The 19506-nt window shown below is 42.8% G+C and carries 12 protein-coding genes, 3 tRNA genes and 4 pseudogenes; 5 read left to right on the top strand and 14 right to left on the bottom strand.

Going from position 1 to position 19506, the window contains the following annotated elements; genetic code table 11:
• Positions 1-71: 71 nt before the first annotated feature.
• The 11 genes and pseudogenes from TT11_RS05020 to TT11_RS04970 form a co-directional block, all read right to left on the bottom strand.
• Positions 72-641: a protein-disulfide reductase DsbD domain-containing protein gene (locus TT11_RS05020; RefSeq protein WP_261869297.1), complete on the bottom strand. Its 570-nt coding sequence runs from the start codon at positions 639-641 to the stop codon at positions 72-74.
• 246 nt (positions 642-887) lie between these two features.
• Positions 888-1352, bottom strand: a complete 465-nt coding sequence (gene gspG / locus TT11_RS05015) for a type II secretion system major pseudopilin GspG (protein ID WP_370587783.1) — start codon at positions 1350-1352, stop codon at positions 888-890.
• Positions 1353-1850: 498 nt separating this feature from the next.
• Positions 1851-3055: pseudogene (gene gspF, locus TT11_RS05010) on the bottom strand (type II secretion system inner membrane protein GspF).
• A gap of 83 nt (positions 3056-3138) precedes the next feature.
• The gene (locus TT11_RS05005; RefSeq protein WP_261869296.1) at positions 3139-3672 is read right to left on the bottom strand and encodes a hypothetical protein; all 534 of its coding nucleotides are present in this window, start codon (positions 3670-3672) and stop codon (positions 3139-3141) included.
• Positions 3639-4199 (bottom strand): hypothetical protein, encoded by a 561-nt coding sequence (locus tag TT11_RS05000; RefSeq protein WP_261869295.1) that lies wholly within the window; start codon positions 4197-4199, stop codon positions 3639-3641. The genes TT11_RS05005 and TT11_RS05000 overlap by 34 nt, the downstream gene beginning before the upstream one ends.
• A 320-nt stretch (positions 4200-4519) precedes the next feature.
• Positions 4520-5455 carry an AraC family transcriptional regulator gene (locus tag TT11_RS04995; RefSeq protein WP_261869293.1) on the bottom strand — a complete coding sequence of 312 codons (936 nt, stop codon included), beginning with the start codon at positions 5453-5455 and terminating at the stop codon, positions 4520-4522.
• A gap of 445 nt (positions 5456-5900) precedes the next feature.
• Positions 5901-5976, bottom strand: a tRNA-His gene (locus TT11_RS04990).
• Positions 5977-6017: 41 nt separating this feature from the next.
• A tRNA-Arg gene (locus TT11_RS04985) sits at positions 6018-6094 on the bottom strand.
• A gap of 104 nt (positions 6095-6198) precedes the next feature.
• Positions 6199-6275 (bottom strand) — tRNA-Pro (locus TT11_RS04980).
• A gap of 238 nt (positions 6276-6513) precedes the next feature.
• A complete protein-coding gene (locus TT11_RS04975; protein ID WP_261869292.1) occupies positions 6514-7932 on the bottom strand; it encodes an McrC family protein in 1419 nt (472 codons plus the stop codon).
• A 119-nt stretch (positions 7933-8051) separates the two neighbouring features.
• On the bottom strand, positions 8052-9569 hold the full coding sequence (locus tag TT11_RS04970; protein ID WP_261869291.1) for an McrB family protein: 1518 nt from the start codon (positions 9567-9569) through the stop codon (positions 8052-8054).
• A 426-nt stretch (positions 9570-9995) separates the two neighbouring features.
• On the opposite strand from TT11_RS04970, the gene TT11_RS04965 reads away from it, so the two are divergent.
• The 3 genes from TT11_RS04965 to TT11_RS04960 are packed head-to-tail and all read left to right on the top strand — an operon-like array spanning position 9996 to position 11235.
• The gene (locus TT11_RS04965; protein WP_370587782.1) at positions 9996-10490 is read left to right on the top strand and encodes a DUF4442 domain-containing protein; all 495 of its coding nucleotides are present in this window, start codon (positions 9996-9998) and stop codon (positions 10488-10490) included.
• Positions 10460-10723, top strand: a complete 264-nt coding sequence (locus TT11_RS17020) for a hypothetical protein (protein WP_370587161.1) — start codon at positions 10460-10462, stop codon at positions 10721-10723. The genes TT11_RS04965 and TT11_RS17020 overlap by 31 nt, the downstream gene beginning before the upstream one ends.
• A 38-nt stretch (positions 10724-10761) precedes the next feature.
• The gene (locus TT11_RS04960; RefSeq protein WP_261869289.1) at positions 10762-11235 is read left to right on the top strand and encodes a RidA family protein; all 474 of its coding nucleotides are present in this window, start codon (positions 10762-10764) and stop codon (positions 11233-11235) included.
• A 111-nt stretch (positions 11236-11346) separates the two neighbouring features.
• Here the strand turns inward: TT11_RS04960 and gspE are convergent, their stop codons facing one another.
• Positions 11347-12900: a type II secretion system ATPase GspE gene (gene gspE, locus TT11_RS04955; RefSeq protein ID WP_261869287.1), complete on the bottom strand. Its 1554-nt coding sequence runs from the start codon at positions 12898-12900 to the stop codon at positions 11347-11349.
• 327 nt (positions 12901-13227) lie between these two features.
• On the opposite strand from gspE, the pseudogene TT11_RS04950 reads away from it, so the two are divergent.
• Positions 13228-14048, top strand: a pseudogene (locus tag TT11_RS04950) (thiazole synthase).
• 174 nt (positions 14049-14222) lie between these two features.
• Positions 14223-15663, top strand: a pseudogene (locus TT11_RS04945) (wax ester/triacylglycerol synthase family O-acyltransferase).
• 84 nt (positions 15664-15747) lie between these two features.
• Here the strand turns inward: TT11_RS04945 and TT11_RS04940 are convergent.
• Both TT11_RS04940 and dxs read right to left on the bottom strand, forming a co-directional pair.
• The gene (locus tag TT11_RS04940) at positions 15748-16575 is read right to left on the bottom strand and encodes an inositol monophosphatase family protein (protein WP_057758174.1); all 828 of its coding nucleotides are present in this window, start codon (positions 16573-16575) and stop codon (positions 15748-15750) included.
• Positions 16576-16922: 347 nt separating this feature from the next.
• Positions 16923-18995, bottom strand: a pseudogene (dxs, locus tag TT11_RS04935) (1-deoxy-D-xylulose-5-phosphate synthase).
• Positions 18996-19506 lie beyond the last annotated feature (511 nt).

Here is a 19506-nt window from a genome sequence, read left to right as displayed (position 1 = left end):
GATACGCTAAATGATGAAGACTTTGGTGATGTCTTGATGGACATAAATGGCTACCTATTATTACCGATATTTTAATCAATCTGCTCGCTATTTATCTGCGTGTCGCAGCAATATCTATCTTGGTTTTGATTTTTTTCTGGTGGATAGCATAGTCCAGCGGTTGCACACCCTTGCCAACCAATAATAATAGGCGCGTTTTTGGCTCCCTTACCATTACTGGTCGTCAGTGTCGTGGTTGCAATGACGCTTCTTTGTGTAAATACAGGAACCTGACCAAAGGTCGGATCATTGATTGATACTGGTGATTGATTAAAAGTGAACGGCGTAGCGTTTATTCCTTTAGGGAAGATCAGCGTAAGCTTATCTTTATAGACATAATGCCCTGGCGTAATTTCAAAACTGATCGACAACCGCGTGCCTTTGGAAGTCGCTTTGGTATTGCTGACCACCTGAAAGGCTTCATCCACTGGTAAGAACTTTGATTTTGCCGAGGAGCTATTTTTAAATAAGTCATTTAACCCTGCTGCCTGTACACTGATCGATGTCATTGACAGAACCGTTACTAATGAAGTGCTTGCAACGGTTAGAACCAATTTATAAAGGTTTTTAGAAAAGTATTTATTAGACTTTTGGATCGACATAGATGAGTACCTTTAATTGCAGTTTTCGATGACTGTTTTGGCGAGCGCTTAGATATATTTATAACACTGACTATCAAGCTTGTATTGAACAGTAGGTGATTTATCTACTGATAAAAAAATATCAACCAATAAGGGAATATTGGTTGATATTTATAAATTGTTGAAAGTGCATCGATGAACGAATGTTTCATTCTACAAAGCTATATCAGTATCAAAATTTGTTCTCTATACGTCTGTTATTAAGCCTTATAGCTGAGCATAAAGATCCGCATCTTGACCTTCACCACCTTGTTGACCATCAGCACCTAACGAAAATAAATCGTAAGGTCGCCCTTCACTACCTGGTGCAACATACTGCATCTCATTTTCCCAGCCATCGGTTGGATAGCCACCTTTAATATACCCACCTTCAGGATAGTTTTTTGCATCAGCAGGCGGTGTCGTAAGCGCTTCTAAACCTTGAGCGGTTGTTGGATAGCGTGAATTATCAACCTTGTACATATCTAGCGCATTTGAGACAGTAGCAAGCGCCGTTTCAGTTGTTTTCACACGGGCTTTATCACTTTGACCAACTACTTTTGGTACCACTAATCCAGCAAGAATGGCTAGGATCACAATAACGACCATAATCTCGATCAGAGTGAATCCCACTTGACCAGACTTTTTTTGTCGCACTGCGCTGCATAGCTGAAGAAACAGTCTTTTGGTCATTTACAACATTCGGATGGGATTGCGTATTTTGAATAGCACTTTTTGGCGTCATACTTACTTGGAGTTTGTCAGTCATAGTCATTGCTTTGGTCATCACAGTTATGTAAATAGTAAAAGTGGCGTTCTATCATAGCTCTCATCAATGATATATCAATGAGCTCTGAAACTATTGTCACTATAACATGGTTTTATTTTTATCCAGCGCTGTACCTAGTTTGAATTTGGGTTTGCTATTTTAGCCGAAGCCAAATGTTAGCTGACTCTAAATGTATGACTATTAAACCATGCTTAATATAGCGCGGCGCTGGTGTTTGCCATAGCAAAAATAGCGTTCGTTCAACAATATACAACAGTAAGCAAACCTTAAGAAAGCTAGTCCAAGGTTTAGCAAGCAAGTTAGGTGATATAAATAGAGTAAAAGAGAACTAAATAGAGGTTTTGGAGATTGGCAGCTAGCTATACGTAAAAAAATAATAAATCATAGGCTAGCGACTGAACCTAGCCTGCTAAATCGTTCATATTGACGATAGGTAGCATAACCGCCATCACAATAATCATAACTACTACGCCCATTAACACCAGCATTAAAGGCTCAAGTAATGATAATAAGGTGCTGATAAAATTGGTTGCTTCTGCCTCCTGCATATTGGCGGCACGGCTGAGCATATTTTCAAGCTCGCCTGAGTTTTCTCCACTTTTTATCATCTGTACCATCATCGGTGGAAAGTAAGTAGATTTCTCTAGCTGGCTAGACAAGCTAGAGCCTTCTGTGACCCTATCAGCCGCAGTGATAATGGTTTTTTTGGATATGTAAATTGGTCGTGACCGCAGCACCAATATGTAATGCCTCAATCAGTGGCACTCCTGAGCGTACTAGTATCGCCAGGGTACTGGCAAATCGCGCGGCATTCAGACCTTTGGACAATCTGGCGAGTATCGGCAATCTAAGCACCACGCTATCAATGGTTAATTTACCTGCTTGCGTTTGGGCGAAACGGTAGAATAAAAATGCGGTACCTGCCAATACCAATAATATTAACCACCACCATTGAGTAATGATATTCGATAGCGTGAGAACAATTTGAGTAATTAGAGGCAGCGCTTGCTCAGATTGCTCAAAGACTTTGACAATTTTGGGCACAACGAAGCTCATCAGTCCCATAATTACCGCAATTGCCATTACCATCAGGACAATCGGATAGACCATGGCCCCTTGGATTTTTTTTTGGAGCGCAAAGCGGTTTTCGGTGTAGTCTGCTAGCTGATTGAGGATAAGATCAAGATGACCAGATTTTTCGCCTGCGGCAATCGTAGCGATGTATAACGGCGGAAAGCTAGCGGCTTGTTGCAGAGCACGTGCTAAGCTGAGCCCTTCTAAGACATGTGAGCGCACTGCAAGCATTAAGGATTTGATATGAGTCTTTGGAGATTGCTTAGCAACCGCTGCCAAAGTTTCCTCAAGTGGGATACCCGCTGCCAATAATACAGACAACTGACGTGTCAGCAATGCCAACTCGTATGCAGACGGTTTTTTTGTAGCGGTTCTTGCTCTGACTCTGTCTGTCATTGACCGGATTGACTTCAACAGGTGTCCATTGCTTATCACGCAGCTGCTGGCGAATTTGCCGCGCAGAGTCCCCTTCTAGCAAGCCTTTTTGAACAACACCGTGGTCATCAAGCGCTTTGAAATGATAGGCAGGCATGGCAACAGATATCCTAAGAAGCTTACAAGTAGACAGTGATAATTAATGACTTAATAGAAATTTATTAATTTGACATGTGACGCTTAAAAAAGTGGCGTTGAGTCATTACTATCAGGCATCAAACCTTGTAATAATAAGACATCCAAATGCTGCTGCTGTAGCTTTTTATCAAAGTCATTAACCTCAGCGATTAGCATTCTTTCAATACGTTTATCACTCGCAAAAACACTCAAGCGCGCACAGATGACAGCCAACTGATAAATGCGTTTTTTGCAATAACCGTCAAGACCTTGTAATAATCTGACCATATGCGGGGTTTCAAGACTGGCGTAATCATAGTCAGCCACGACTTGCTGTCCAAGGGCTGTGACGCCATAAGTAATCGACAAGTGAGCACAATAATAACAGCTGAATAAATAACCAACCACATGACCAATATAATAGCCTCGATCGTAGGTAAAGCTACTCACGCCAAAGTGCCCAAGTACATAACTGTTGAGACTACCTTGGTCGCGAATTGGCTTGCCGTACTTTAATTTACCGACCGTAGCAAAGCACAATGGATTGCGACCATCTTGAGTCGTCAGTTGCCAACCGGCGGGCTGCTGCGCAGGCATATGACGTACGATATCTGCAATAATGTCATCGACACATGCAGCTGCTGCCAGAGTCTTTCGAGCGTATCCGTATCCATCAACCCACGCTTATCAAGCTGCTGCGCAAGTAAATATTGCTGATATTCTGCGAATTGCGGCTTCAGGGTTTGTACTAGATAAGTAGGACGCGTATTGGCAGATGCCATATATAACAGTCGAGTACGCTCATGCTGAGCACGATAAAGCGCAACACGCTGCGTAGCAACATTGGTTTCTTGAGCCACAGGTTTTGCAGCTACTGTAAGACTATCGGATGACTCAGATATTACTGCTTCAGTTGCTACCGCCTCGATATCTGACAAAGTAAACATCGTCAATAATGCCGCCTTATCAGGTGTCTCTACCGACTCATTTTTCGGCGCATTTTTGCTGACATGCGGTTTCTCTATAGCAGTGTTTTTATCAACATTACTTTCTGATTTAGCAGTTGCAGCAGCCTCTTGTTGGCCATTACTTCCTGCATTTAGCTTTGCGGTCGGTTCAGTCATAACATACCATCAGCAGCGAAGATAAACATCGTCTCGATCCTTTTATATGCCTATCGTATAAGGACATATAACGCGCTACAACATCAACGCTTTTGTCTCGACGACTCATCAACCCATAATACCTGAACACAGACTCAATGTCAGCTGCCCTTAACTAAAATAGCCATAGCCAGTTAACAAAGATTTTATAGATATGAGTGGTTCAACATCTAAAAATAATATGTATTCACAAACTAAAAAAAGCGCCAAGGACATATAGATGACCTTAGCGCTTATCGTCGAGATTCTACTTAAATAACTTAAATAAACAGCAACTGAAGCTATGCAAGATTGTTCTGTCGATACTGCTGACGGTATGCTTTTGGCGAAACACCATACACACGTTTAAATGCCTGACTAAAAGTTGAATCTGAGGCGTAGCCCACCATCTCGCTGATACGGCTAATACTGTTTTGCTGTAAGCGTAAATAGCGTGCCGCCAATCGTAAGCGGTAATCGATCAGATAAGTCAGTGGCGGCATGCCAACAGTGTCTTTGAAACGCTGTGCAAAGCTGGAACGCGACATCCCTGCCACTTCGGCAAGCTGATGAATGGTCCAGCTCTCACCCGGTGCCCCATGCATTGCGGCTAGCGCCTTAGTCAAAAATGGATCCTTCATGGCTTTGAGCCAGTTTTCTGTGGCTTCAGGCAAGCTTTCAATATAGACGCGCAAACACTCAATCATCATGATGCTTGCCCAATGATTGATTACAGCTGTTTTTCCCATACGCTCACGCTCAGCTTCTAGTGTTAGCAGCTTTATCTCTACATCAATCACTTCAAACCGACCGTCAGCAGCATCATTGAGTTCAGGTAATATCGGTGGCAGTACTGACAACAGAGGATTAATCATCTCTTTGTCGTACTTACATTCGATCAGTATCAAAGATGAATTGGGGTCTCCATCGCCATCGATATCAAGTGTACGCTCAGGGCAATTGCTCAATAGTTCATCAAGCGACTCAGCAACATCGCCATGGTGATTGAGTGCGTAACTCACATGTTTGTGCGCATTCGGAATCATGATCATGTCGCCAGCGCGAGCTTCTCGTAAACCATTACCAACATCGATGCAAAAACCGCCAGACATTACTAAGTAAAATAAAATGGTGTCTTTTCTAGTAATAGAATAAGACCAATTGCCAGTGCCATTTAGACGGTAATACTTAGTCTCAAATAAATGCACGTTTTGCAGCAATACACTCAGTGCGTCCATCAATCAATTCCTCAATAATGCAGATTAATAACGATTCATCTTAAAAAAATAATAGTGTTCTTAATAACAATTTCTGTCAGTTTCCTCTATGCCAATGCTTGCTCCAATAAATAATTTTTATTAAATAGTATGGATGTGATAACACTTAAGCATAATGCATCATTTAAAACGTCATGTCTATTTACTTATTAGAATTACTAAACAATAATAGAGTAGACAAAGTCACGCTAGGCCTTAAGGAAAACCTACAGGCAATGTTGATAAAAATTTGGGGGATTATCTAGTATTGAAGATGCTATCAAACTCTATCTGTTTAATCTTATAAAGATAATATAGAGATAAAATCGAATAGGCATAAAAAAATCGCCATCAAGGGCGAGTGCTATTACTGATATATTTTTAGATTAAGGTATGATTTGTATGTAGGTACATACAGAATAAAATATGGGGCGACTGATGGGACTCGAACCCACGACAACCGAGATCACAACCCGGGGCTCTACCAACTGAGCTACAACCGCCATAACTATTGCCAAAGAATAGGCAAGATTTGCAGGCTAAATGGTGCGCCTGGCAGGATTCGAACCTGCGGCCACCTCCTTAGAAGGGAGATGCTCTATCCAGCTGAGCTACAGGCGCTCTTAGAGGACTTTTATATACTAAGCTTACTTTACAATATGTTTTACTATATCAGAAACTAAACCGTTATACATAAAAAAAGCCTGTAAGGCTCTTAAAATAGATGGTCGGAGTGATAGGATTCGAACCTACGACCCTCTGGTCCCAAACCAGATGCGCTACCAAACTGCGCCACACTCCGAAATTCTCTATTATCACGATAGTTTGTTAATCAACTCGTTGTCGCAATGCCGCTAACTTGTTAATGTTCCTCGCTATCGAGGTGCACATATTAAGGGGTAAAGGCGATTGTGTCAACACCTATTTTCGATTAATTTCAAATAATCGCTAATTTTTTTTAAAATTACGTCAATTTCACCAAAATAATGGTAGCAAGACCCTTTATCCATTAGTCATTCGCGTTGTCATTGATAACGATATTAAGTTTTGTCCAAATGTGGCAGTACTTCACCGTTGAGTGTACCTGTCAAAACATCAAACGGCATTAACCATAAATGGGCATCAATTGATTCATTGTTTTTAATATCATCGCTACTGTCGCTATCATTACTACCATAATGAGTTTGCTGCTTAAGCGCTACTGGCTGCCTATCACTACCTAGCACTGGGTAAACCAACCAGACCTGCCCCGCCAAGTAAGCTTGTGCATAGCTGGTCAATTGATAAGCGTCGCTCGCACCAATTGCGGCAGCATGCGGTAAGTATTTCCACTTAATATCGATGACATGACTGTAGCGACCTTTGGTCTTGTCTTTGGCTGTAGTTTGACTAGTTGCTATATCACTCTGAGCTTGATAATCATCAGAGGCAGTTTCAAATATCAGCAAATCAGGCCGTATAGATAAGCATGCTAGTCCCTCAGCATCGTTTAGCCAGACACTTTGGGTCTGATAAAAAGGACGGTAACTACTACTAATCTGTTGAAACATCGATGCGATACGCTGACTTGCCCATTGCTCAAAAGCTTGATTCATATCAATTAACAAACACAATCTTAGCTGAGAGCAGTTTTGTCTATTTGGATCAATACCGTTGCCTGTCGCAGCTGTCGTCTGTTTCAATAACCAGTATGCTAGGTCTACTAATTGCTGCGCGGCATGCAATTTTTGCTTTTGGAGTGGCTGAACGTCTAGCTGACGCTTTGCTTGAGCATATATTACCGCTATCTGCTGCATTTCGCGGTTGCTTAGCGTAGGCACTTGCTGCCATGGCTGCAACAGTTTTGAAGAAATAAACTGGGGCAATAAAGGCATCAAGTAAACCAATGCTCTTTTAATCAGCCGATTGGCCAACATGTTGTGACTGAATACGCTACTTTCACAGATAAACCTATGCGGTTGCATACTATTATGACGCAGTTGCTCTTTGATAAGCAGTCGACCTTGCAGGGATGCCTGATTTTCAATCTGAGCCTGATAATGCTTGGTTGGTTGATAGTCAATTAAACGCTGCAAAAACTGCTCAATCAGCCAGTCTGATATGGGCAATACTTTTAACGGTAAAGGAGTGGACTGGGAACTAAACTGACCGAAGTTTTTCGTATTGGGTAGCTTACGATTGTTATGCGCATCTAGATGTATCAAATCCGATAGCATACCCTGTACCCAATGACGAGTCTGGACGGTATCGCTAGACTGAGTAGACTGATTGAGCTTTGGCAATATCTCAAGCGTCATGCCACTGGGCAGTAGAATAATCCCAATGTAGTGCCCAACCTTAAGCTGCCATTGCCCTCGCTTACGCCTGATAGTAAATGCTGCAAATTCTTGCGCTATTAGCCAATCGAAATCAGACGCGTGCAAAAAATCATGCACGGTCAAACGTTGATGCTCAAACACGGTGATAACATTTATGGTAGCGACACTACTGTTAGGGATACGAGTCTGGCGACTGTTTGCCTGATAGCGCGTTGCTTGGCGTAATATTGATTATTCGTTATCACTGAACAGTCACCCTGCTAGTACAAACGCTGATAGATAGCAGCATTATTAAACTCACCATCCCTAGCGATCAGATCGGCATTGATAGTATAGCTATTCATACTCATAGATTGATCAAGAAAAGAACTCTGCCCTGCAAACATTTGGTGTTCAGTATAATCATTGTTTTGGCTGTTCATCGGATTATACAAGTCGTCATTCATTAATGCTTGACTGTCCTGTACGAACTGCTTATTTGTCGGTTGCTGCTCATCTCTAAAGATATACTGCAGCACCGTAATTTGACCACCAGCTGCTTGAGCCAATTGAGGAATAACTTGTTCAACGAGAACCGTTTGTAATTGCTCTAACTGAGTGACTGCAAATAAAAACGCATGCCCCAACTGTGCTTCTACTCCCAATGTCTGCACGATACGTCTATTTAAACCTATTAATAATTTACTCAAATCTATCATAGCTGTTTCTGAACCGTCAGACAGTCCAATATCAATGTCATTGCTGTCACGAATTGTCGATAGTAAATTAGGCTGCGGCGGACAGTCAATAAAGCGAAAACGTCGGCGTAATGCCATATCAAGTGGTGCTAAAGAATGGTCTTGGGTATTCATAGTGGCATAAATATCGACATTGGCAGGCACACTAAAGGCACGTCCAGAATATGCCAAACTTACTGTCATCGCATTTGGCTTGCCCGCTCGTTTATCAGGCTCTATCAAACTGAGAAGCTCACCAAACACTCGTGACACGTTAGCACGGTTAATCTCATCAATCAGCATGGCATAACGCTGCTGAGGGTCACGGGCGGCGCGTTGGCACAGCTTCAGGAATGCTCCATCTTGCACCGCGTAACTCATTTGAGTTTGATTAGAAGGGCTGTTATTTGCTTGAGCAGCGCCACTCATGACAGGCCGTATACCTTCTACAAACTCTTCATAACCATAGGCTTGATGGAAGCTCACCATACTAAAACGTTGCTGAGCAATGTTTTGATTTTGATGGGCTTGGTTGTCACGCTGTGCTTGCTGAAACTCTGCTAATTGCTGCGATAAATCTTCTAGTAGCACCATACTCTCTGGCAATAAATACCATGATCCACTATTGTCTTTATCAAAATAAGCTTGGCTAGCACGGTTATCAAAACTGACTGTTTGAGAATTCGTAGGGCTATGTCTACGTAACTCTAACCAAGCTGTGCTATCTAGATTTTTATCACGTGAGTTCTGAGCAGCCTTCGTCATAAAAAAAGGATGATCAATAATTTCTCGTACCTTTAACAAATCCTGCTGTTCAGCACGTAAATCTAAAAATACCAAACATAATACTTCGCGCCAGCTTAGACCTTGCAGCAGCTGTTCTAATAAATCTTCATTTTCAGTCTTGGGTAGATAGTCGGTATACTGCTTCACGATTTGCAGTAATCTATAGGTTTTACCTGTACCAGCAACGCCCGTATAAATAATATTGGTCGGTTCATGAGTAGACATATCAGGCATAACGTTATCCAGCGGCATTGAAAACAGGTTTAAAACAGACATGCTAACATTTTGTCATTATAACGTGGCTGTCTATTGGCATGGTAACTATAGTCAATCCTCTATCAACTAGATAGGGTGCCAGTCTCGCTTAGTCTACTATTTGTAGTACTGTCTCTCGGTTTCCTTGTATCCAAATTATATTGAACTGACTATACCAATCACTTAATAATATTAATGCCCAAATGACGCTGGCATATAAGATACCTAGACTACTTTAAGTGGCGATCTAAACTAATGACATAACCTAGCAACATAGCCACGCTACTATAGTTTTGTAAGCGCAGCAGTTCATGCTAATAATAGTAGGAAGGCAATGGTTGATGTACCATAGTATTTGTAGCGACTTTCATTATCTATATTTGTGTCGCTATCATAAAAAGCCATGCTAAGAATGTCATTCAACTCATTTACGTTAAGGAATTTTGTATGTCAGGATTATTAAAAAAACTACCCGCCAAGTTGACCAATAAACTGCCAGCCAAAGTATCTGACAGCACAAAACCTTCAGTTGAGAAATCCAGTAGCACGCTAAAACCAATTAGCAATCAATTTACCAAACTGTTATCCGTCACCAAATATCTGCCTGCTGGAGCACGCTCAAGTATTTTATCTAAAGCCTTTGGCAAGGTCGTCCCCTATGTCGGCACGACCGGCATTTATTATGAGACGGTAGAACCAAACCAAGTCGTCGTTAGTTTAAACAACAATAAAGCCGTCCAAAACCATATCGGCTCTATCCATGCAGTCGCCATCACATTACTGGCTGAGACGGCAACAGGGTTTATTTTGGGTTTGAACTTGCCTTCTGATCGTATCCTACTGATTAAATCTTACTCGGTAAATTTCCATCGCCCAATCAAAAAAAAGGTCAAATTGCTGCTATTGCAAGCTTGTCTGATGAACAACGTTTGGATATCCTAAACACACCAAAAGGTGAGATGATTATTCCTTGTGTCATCAAAGATCGTGAGTCTGACAGTGACCGCGATCCAATTGTGGTTGAGATGACGTGGGCATGGATACCAAAAGCGGAACTAGAGGCACGCCGCCAAGGTAAAGCGTCTGAAAAAGTCGCAGAAGATGACACTGAAACCAAGGCTTCAATCGAAGAAAGCGATGCCTCATCTACTCAAAATAATAGTGCTGATAAGTAGCTAGTAAAAATTGATAATAAACCCAATGAGGAAACAGTATGTTCAAACCTAGTACTTGCTTGTCTACGCTAGCGCTCGCCGCTATGTGCTCATTGGGTTTTGTTCATAGCGCTAATGCTAATACGACGACGGCTGTCAGCATTGCTAAGTCTGCTCCTACTTTCTTGGGAGATGGCGGTACTTATCCTTTTTCAGAGGCTGTACGCATGGGCAATACATTGTATATGTCGGGGCAAATTGGCTTTAAAGATGGCAAACTGGTCAAAGGCGGTATCAAAGCTGAAACCAAGCAAGTGCTAGATAATATCCATAGCACGTTATTAAAATATGGCTACCGAAGGTCTGATATTGTTAAATGTATGGTCATGCTGACTGATATGGATGACTTTGATGACTTTAACAAAGTCTATAAAGCTGAGATGATAAAGCCTTATCCTGTACGCTCAGCTTTTGGCGTATCAGAACTGGCTGCTGGAGCAAGCGTTGAGATTGAATGTATGGCTGCCAAATAATAGCGGCTAAAAACTCTAAAGCTCCACAATTAGAAAAACGTTAAAACTAAAATAACTGGCTATCCACGCCTGTTATTTTTTGACGGCTATACCAATGTCGAGTCTGCGAATTTATACCAGTATTGTCTCGTCCGTTAATGCGCTCTCTTTCGTTACACGTAGCACCTCCTCCAACGTCGTCCGCCCTTCTATAACCTTACGTAAACCATCTGCACGTATCGACGGTGTTTGCTGGCGCGCATACTCTTCTAGCTCATATTCAGCCGTATTGCTATGAATCATACGGCGCAATGTATCGTCGATTGGCACAACCTCATATATAGCGGTGCGTCCTTTAAACCCTGACTGATTACATTTATCGCAGCCAACTGGCTTGGGCAAACGAATCGACTCACTTGCTATATCTTCGGCATCACTTTTCAGCGTTGATCCAATGCCAATTTCGGTAAATAGCTTGGCTTGCTCGGTATCAGCGACCTGCCAGCTTTGACAGTGTGAACATAAAGTACGTACCAAACGCTGCGCTACTACGCCAATAAGCGACGACGACAACAGAAACGGCTCAACACCCATGTCCTGTAAGCGAGTGACCGCGCCAATAGCAGTGTTGGTATGTAGCGTCGATAATACCAAATGCCCTGTCAAAGACGCCTGTACGGCAATCTCTGCTGTCTCTAAATCACGAATTTCACCAACCATCACTACATCGGGATCTTGACGGAGCATCGCGCGCAAACTTTTAGCAAATGTCATATCTACTTTATTATTGACCTGCGTCTGCCCGATACCATCAAGCTGAAACTCAATCGGATCTTCAGCGGTCAAAATATTGCGAGTTTGATCATTTAAATCGGTCAATGCAGAGTATAGCGTCGTAGTTTTACCCGAGCCAGTCGGCCCTGTCACCAAAATAATGCCATGCGGACGATGGATTAAGCGCTTTAGCTCAGTATAGTCATTATCAGACAACCCCAAGTACGTCATATTCAAACGACCAGCCTGCTTGTCTAATAGACGCATCACCACACGCTCACCAAAGCTTGATGGTAAGGTCGACACACGCACATCGACTTCTCGCCCTGCCAGTCTTAAACTAATACGACCATCTTGCGGCACTCGCTTTTCGGCGATATCTAACTTAGCCATTACCTTAATACGCGAGACTAACAATGGAGCCAGTTGTCGTTTTGGTGTGATGATTTCTTTTAGCTCACCATCAACTCGGAAACGAACGACCAAGCGCTTTTCAAAGGTCTCAATATGAATATCTGAGGCGCTTAAACGAATGGCTTCGGACAATAATGCATTGATCAGACGAATAATAGGTGCATCGTCTTGTTGATCCATCAGGTCTTCAGTTTCAGGGACGCTATCTGCCAAGCTATCGAGATCAGGATGGTCCTCAAGTCCAGCAGCAATATGCTGAGACTCTCCTGTATTGCCAGCATAAGCTGCGTTCATACGTTTTTCAAAATCGTCCGTGCTGACACTTTCGTAAGTGGGTACACCGCGAATGCCTTGCTGCTGTAAAAACCGTACCGCTTCGTTGATCGCTGACAACGGAGTAGCTTTGGTGAGTACCAATGTCGGCGGTAATTCAGGATCTATCGTAAGTATGGCCAAAATCTGATGGCGTTTCGCAAAGCTGTATGGCAACTGCATCATAAAGACGGCCCAATAAGTGAGGAGAAGGTAAGAAGTACGCACGCTAAGACATGATGGATGCCTTGTCCTTAACAGTTCGAATCAAAAAAGACTGCCAGTAAGGTTGCATGAGTTTGTTATAATAGCATTTTGTTTTAGACGGGTATTATTTTATCTGACTGGCGCTTTATACCTATTGCCTAGCACCTATTATTACTATCAGAGTTAGCATATCATGCGATTTTTTTGCAGACCGCTTGCCATTGTCTATTACACCTTTTAGATTGCTTAGATTACCCATCATATTTTGTCTGTCCCTTCTCCCGCTCGATATTAGGATTTTCCGTTATGTCAGAGAACGTTAGCACTACTCATCCAACACCACTTTTACAGGATACCTTTACTGTCGGTAGCCGTACCTTTTCTTCGCGTCTGTTAGTCGGTACCGGTAAATATAAAGACATGACAGAGACTGGAGAAGCCATTGCCGCTTCAGCAGCCGAAATCGTGACCGTTGCTATTCGCCGTGTCAATATTGGACAAAATAGTGATGAACCTAACTTATTAGATGTGATTTCACCTGATAAATATACGATATTACCGAATACTGCTGGCTGCTTTGACGCCGAAACAGCCATTCGCACTTGTAAGCTTGCTCGCGAGTTATTGGGTGGGCATAATTTGGTTAAGCTTGAGGTATTGGGTGATGAAAAAACCTTATATCCAAACGTTATGGAAACTTTAAAAGCCGCCAAAGTATTGATCGATGATGGCTTTGAGGTGATGGTTTATACGTCAGATGACCCTATCGTCGCACAAGAACTAGAAAGTATGGGCTGTGTCGCCATTATGCCGCTTGGCAGTTTGATTGGTTCAGGACTTGGTCTACTCAATCGACATACGCTTAGCTTGATAATCGAAAACGCTAAAGTACCCGTATTGGTTGACGCTGGTGTCGGCACTGCCTCTGATGCTGCACTTGCAATGGAGCTTGGCTGTGATGGCGTACTGATGAACTCAGCCATTGCCAATGCACAAAACCCGGTAATGATGGCACACGCAATGAAACATGCTATGTGGGCAGGTCGCGCTGCGTTTTTGGCAGGTCGTATGCCAATGCGTAAGATGCTACTGCCAGCTCACCACAAACTGGGTATTTCTTTCAATAAATTGAAGTATAAATGACATGTCATAATAGAGCGTGTTGAGTATTTACGTATAGTGCTGTCAGTGCTATGGTTGATTGCTTAACACGCTCTATAAAATAATAAAAAATGTTATTTGATTGAGTCTCTACTTATTATAATTTTCACATAACACTTATCGTCATAAAAGGATTTATTATGCGACTTCTCACCGCAGTCGACCAGTTGTTTTTACTTCTTGAGTCGCGTAAGCAGCCGATGCATGTGGGCGGAATGTTTTTATTTGAATTGCCAGACAATGCGGATAGCGATTTTGTCTATCAATTGGTGAAACAAATGCAAGAGTCTGATGTGCCGCCCAGCTTTCCTTTTAATCAGGTACTTGAGCATTTAGCCTTTTGGAAAAAAAGACAAAGATTTTGATGTTGAGCATCATTTGCATCATGTCGCGCTACCAAGTCCTGGACGCGTACGTGAACTATTGATGTACGTCTCAAGAGAACATGGACGTTTATTAGATCGTGCCATGCCGCTGTGGGAGTGTCATGTGGTTGAGGGTATCGAGCCCGAAACTGAGGGCAGCCCTGAGCGTTTTGCGTTGTACTTTAAGATTCACCATTCATTGGTAGATGGCATCGCTGCGATGCGTTTGGTACAAAAGTCGCTATCGCAATCAGCGACAGAACCCGTAACCTTGCCAGTGTGGTCGTTGATGGCGCGCCATCGCAACCATGTCAACGCTATCTTGCCAGCTGAAAGATCGGTCAAACGCATCATTAAAGAGCAAATCTCTACCATCAAACCTGTATTCACAGAGCTGCTAGACAACCTTAAAAACTATAGCGATGAAGGCTATGTCGGCACTTTTGATGCGCCTATGAGCATTTTGAATAAGCGCATTTCGGCCTCTCGTCGTATAGCAGCACAGTCTTATGACATCAAACGCTTTAACGATATCGCAGAGAGATTGAATATCAGCAAAAATGATGTGGTACTCGCCGTCTGTTCTGGTGCCCTTCGCCGCTATTTAATCTCGATGGACGCCCTACCAAGCAAACCATTGATTGCCTTTGTGCCGATGTCGCTACGTACAGATAAGAGCGTCTCGGGCAATCAGCTGTCATTTGTATTGGCAAATTTGGGTACCCATTTAGACAATCCTTTACGTAGAATAGAGTTGATTCATCGCAGTATGAATAACGGCAAACGTCGCTTTCGCCGCATGAACCAAGCACAGGTCATTAACTACAGTATCGTCTCATACGCGTGGCAAGGTATTAATTTGGCGACAGGATTATTTCCTAGAAAGCAGGCATTTAATCTGATTATCTCCAACGTACCTGGTTCTGAAAAACCGCTGTACTGGAATGGCGCACGTCTGCAATCGTTGTACCCCGCTTCTATTGTCTTTAATGGTCAAGCGATGAATATCACCTTAGCCAGTTATTTAGATAAGATTGAATTTGGTATCACCGCTTGTAGCAAGGCGCTGCCTCGCGTACAAGATATGCTGATGCTCATAGAAGAAGAGTTACAGTTGCTAGAAACTACCAGTAAGGAATTAGCATTCAAAGGCATTACCGTCGAAGATAAAGCTGACAATAAAAGTAATGATAAAACAAAAAAGCTGGCTCCATGATGGAACCAGCTTTTTTTCATTTATACTCAATCTAAATATTAACTATATCTAGGCGCTAAACGTTAATACCATTAAGGTTAACGTTTAGATTGCGTCACCCCAGATTGGAACAACTGTTTGCATCAATGGCTTAAGCAATTTCACATTACAAGCGAAGATAGAGCCTGATGTCATAGAGTTGTGCGCGCCAGTATGATCAACCACCACACCGCGTGCTTCAGTTACGATAAGCTCGCCCGCTGCGATGTCCCAAGGCTTGATAGACATCTCAAAATAACCGTCAAAACGACCAGCAGCAACATAGCATAAATCAAGCGCAGCTGAACCCATACGACGTACCTGACCACCTGCCTCAGATATCTTCTGTAAGCTCTCAAAGTGCTGTTTAGCATAAGAGATAACTTCGCCATTGCGCTTACGCTCAAGCGGATGACCGGTCGTAAAGAAACCGCCATCAATGGTTTTGCGCTCGCTCACTTGCATACGGCGATTGTTCAAACGCGCGCCTTTACCGCGGCTCGCTGAGAACATCTCATCACGTACTGGATCATAGACCACACCGTGCTGAGTAACACCTTTATGCTGTACAGCGATAGATACGCAGAACTGAGGTACACCGTGGACAAAGTTCTTAGTGCCATCTAGTGGATCGATAATCCAGCACCAGTCAGCATCTTCGCCGCGGCCTTCTTGCATACCGAACTCTTCACCCAAAAATGAATGATTAGGATAGCTGGCTTTTAGCGTCTCAATCGTGAGCTCTTCGCTAAAGCGATCAATGCGGGTAACCAAACCATCAAGTCCTTTAGACTCAATATCTAACTCGATTTTGTGGCGGTTTTGATGCGCATATAAAATCTCTTTACCAACTTTTTCAGCAGTACGCGCTGCGATGACGACCATGGGTTCCATAAATAACCTATTTGCTTGATGAATGAATATAAAAAAATAAGACTAACTTTGTGCCCACAACATGCCAAACAGCCGCCGCATCACACCACATCTATGCGATTAAAAACGTGTCTTTTATAAACGAAAACTTATAAAAGACACCCGCATTATACTAAAATTGTTCGATAAAAACGAAAAAAACCGTCACGCTGACCAAGCCAGTACTTTGGCGAGCATCTAAACTGCGCAAGTTGTAAAAAAAAGTTAGCACCTGCGGCTAGCAGGCGTTTGCTCTGTTTAAAGAGCTTATATCAGTTTTAATTCATGCCTTTTTAGCGCATTAATTTTTTAAAATAATATTGTAACGCTTACGATAAAAGCATTTTAAGCTGTTTAATTACGCCTGCGACATCTAAACCACAGTCTGCCAATTGTTCTGCTTGGGAGCCATGAGCGATAAAACGATCAGGAATACCGATGTTAGCAATAGCTGGACGACTTTGCTTAAAGGCTGCCGACTCATTGAGTAAATATTCATTCACTGCGCTACCTGCACCGCCCATAATCATGTGCTCTTCTAGGGTTGCTATATGAGTGACCCCTTGCGCTAATAACGTCTCAAGCATTGCTGTGTCTAGCGGTTTTACCCAGCGCATATTGACCACCTGTATCTGGCAATCTAACGCTGTATCGTTATTTATTAAGCTTTTTGCTGCTTGCTGAGCAGTTGCTACCATCGTGCCAAAGGCCAATAGTGCCAATTTGTAAGGTGCATCAGCTTTACCTAATACTGACTCGACAACCGCTTCACCAATTTCATAAGTTTGGGCTGGCTGCTCAATATCAGCACCTGTGCCTGTACCACGCGGATAACGTACCGCCGTACAGCCTGGATATTCATAGCAAGTATTGAGCAAATGGTAGCATTCGTTCTCATCTTTTGGCGCTGCAATCACCATATTAGGCACACAACGTAAAAATCCCAAATCAAACACGCCAGCATGCGTGGCACCATCTTCACCGACTAGGCCCGCTCGATCTATGGCAAACATCACATCGAGATTCTGTAAGGCCACGTCATGAATCAGCTGATCATATCCACGCTGCAAGAACGTTGAATAAATCGCGACAATAGGTTTGACGCCTTGAGTTGCCATCCCAGCCGCTAGCGTGACAGCGTGTTGCTCAGCAATAGCCACATCAAAAAAAGCGCTCTGGAAAATGACGAGCAAAGTCTGTCATCCCTGAACCTTCTTCCATGGCAGGGGTGACAGCTAGCAGCTTATCGTCTTCGGCCGCTTTATCACATAAGAACTGGCCAAACACTTGCGAATATTTTAACGCTGGCTTTGTACTTGGTTGTTTTTTTAGCTGCTCTATAGAGTCAGCTTTAGACGCTTCATGGTCATCATGATTTTCGACTGGCAATTTACTGATTGCATGATAGCCCACTGGATCTAATTCTGCTGGTGCAAACCCTTTACCCTTAGTGGTATAGATATGTACCAATACTGGGCCTTTTACTTGCTTCGCCAGTGACAATACGCGCAGTAGCTCAGGGATATTATGCCCATCAAATGGACCAAAATAGGTAAAACCAATCGCTTTGAATAAGTTGTCTTCTAGCTGCGGAACATCGCGCATCTCTTTATGACGTTTGCGGCGATCGAACGCTTGCATATCAGGACGATGACAGAGTACTGGCTCACCTGACTCAGAGATATCCACTTGATAACCTGATTCCCAAAGCATCGCTAGATGTCGTGAAAACCCGCCAATAGAGCAAGATATCGACATATCATTATCGTTTAGGATGACCAGCAAATCAGCATCTTGCTGTACTGCGTCATTCATGCTTCAAATGCCATGCCGCCTGTCATTGCACCATCGCCGATGATGCAAGCAACCGTTTGCTCGCGGCCTTGATAACGCAGGGCGAGACTCATACCCAGACCAGCTGAAATAGAGGTCGATGAATGCCCAACGCCAAATGTATCGTAGACAGATTCTGCGCGCTCAGGAAATGCTGTCAGACCATCTTTAGACCTGATAGTACCTAGCTGCTCACGGCGACCTGTCAGTACTTTATGAGCATAAGCTTGATGACCCACGTCCCAGACGATTTGGTCTTGCGGCGTCTCTAACAAATAATGCAATACGATGGTCAGCTCAACCACGCCCAAATTGGCACCAAAATGCCCACCGCTTTGACCAGCTGAATACAATAGAAAAAGGCGCAATTCATCAGCCAGCGTAATAAGCTTGGCAGCCGAAAGCGTGCTGAGGTCAGTGGGTATATCAATTGCATCAAGCAATGGCGTATGAGGGCGCACACGTGGAATCACAGTATAGGTCTGCTGTAAGCTCGATAGCTGAGCAGCAGAATCCAGCACTGATGTAGATAGGGACTGAGACTTTGGAGAATGAGGTGACTGCTGCATAAACCGTACGATACCTACCAATCTGCTGACAAGACGTGTCTTTAAAATATAGCGGTGACTATAATCAAAAGACGTCAATAATACCTACATCATTATTGATGTAATCGACCATATAATTATTCATGCAACTTTCTTATTTGTATAGCTGCGCTACTTACGACAGTAGACACGCTAGCACAATAGACTGCGCGTCAATACCAACGTTTTGATATCAAAATATTGATGCTTTTATACTATTCACTACTGAAGGGTGACATTATGCCCTATTATTTTGCATCAATAGCGGATGTTAGTAACGACATAGTAATGTAAGGGTAAAGACTTGTCACTGTATCCGTCAAAATAGTATGGCATAATAGCATTTTTTTTAATTGTCGCTTTAATCATCGTGCGTCGTCTGTGAACTTTGTGTGTTTTTATAAAAAAATACAATGAGTACGCTGTCTTTATGAACAGGTTATACTGGTATCATCTTAATCTTAGCAGTAAAGTTTAGATGATATGCTCATCT

The sequence above is a fragment of the Psychrobacter sp. JCM 18901 genome, from assembly GCF_000586435.1.
Lineage (GTDB): Bacteria > Pseudomonadota > Gammaproteobacteria > Pseudomonadales > Moraxellaceae > Psychrobacter.
The sequence above is the reverse complement of the archived record's forward strand: the minus strand, read 5'-3'. Positions and strand labels throughout refer to the sequence as shown.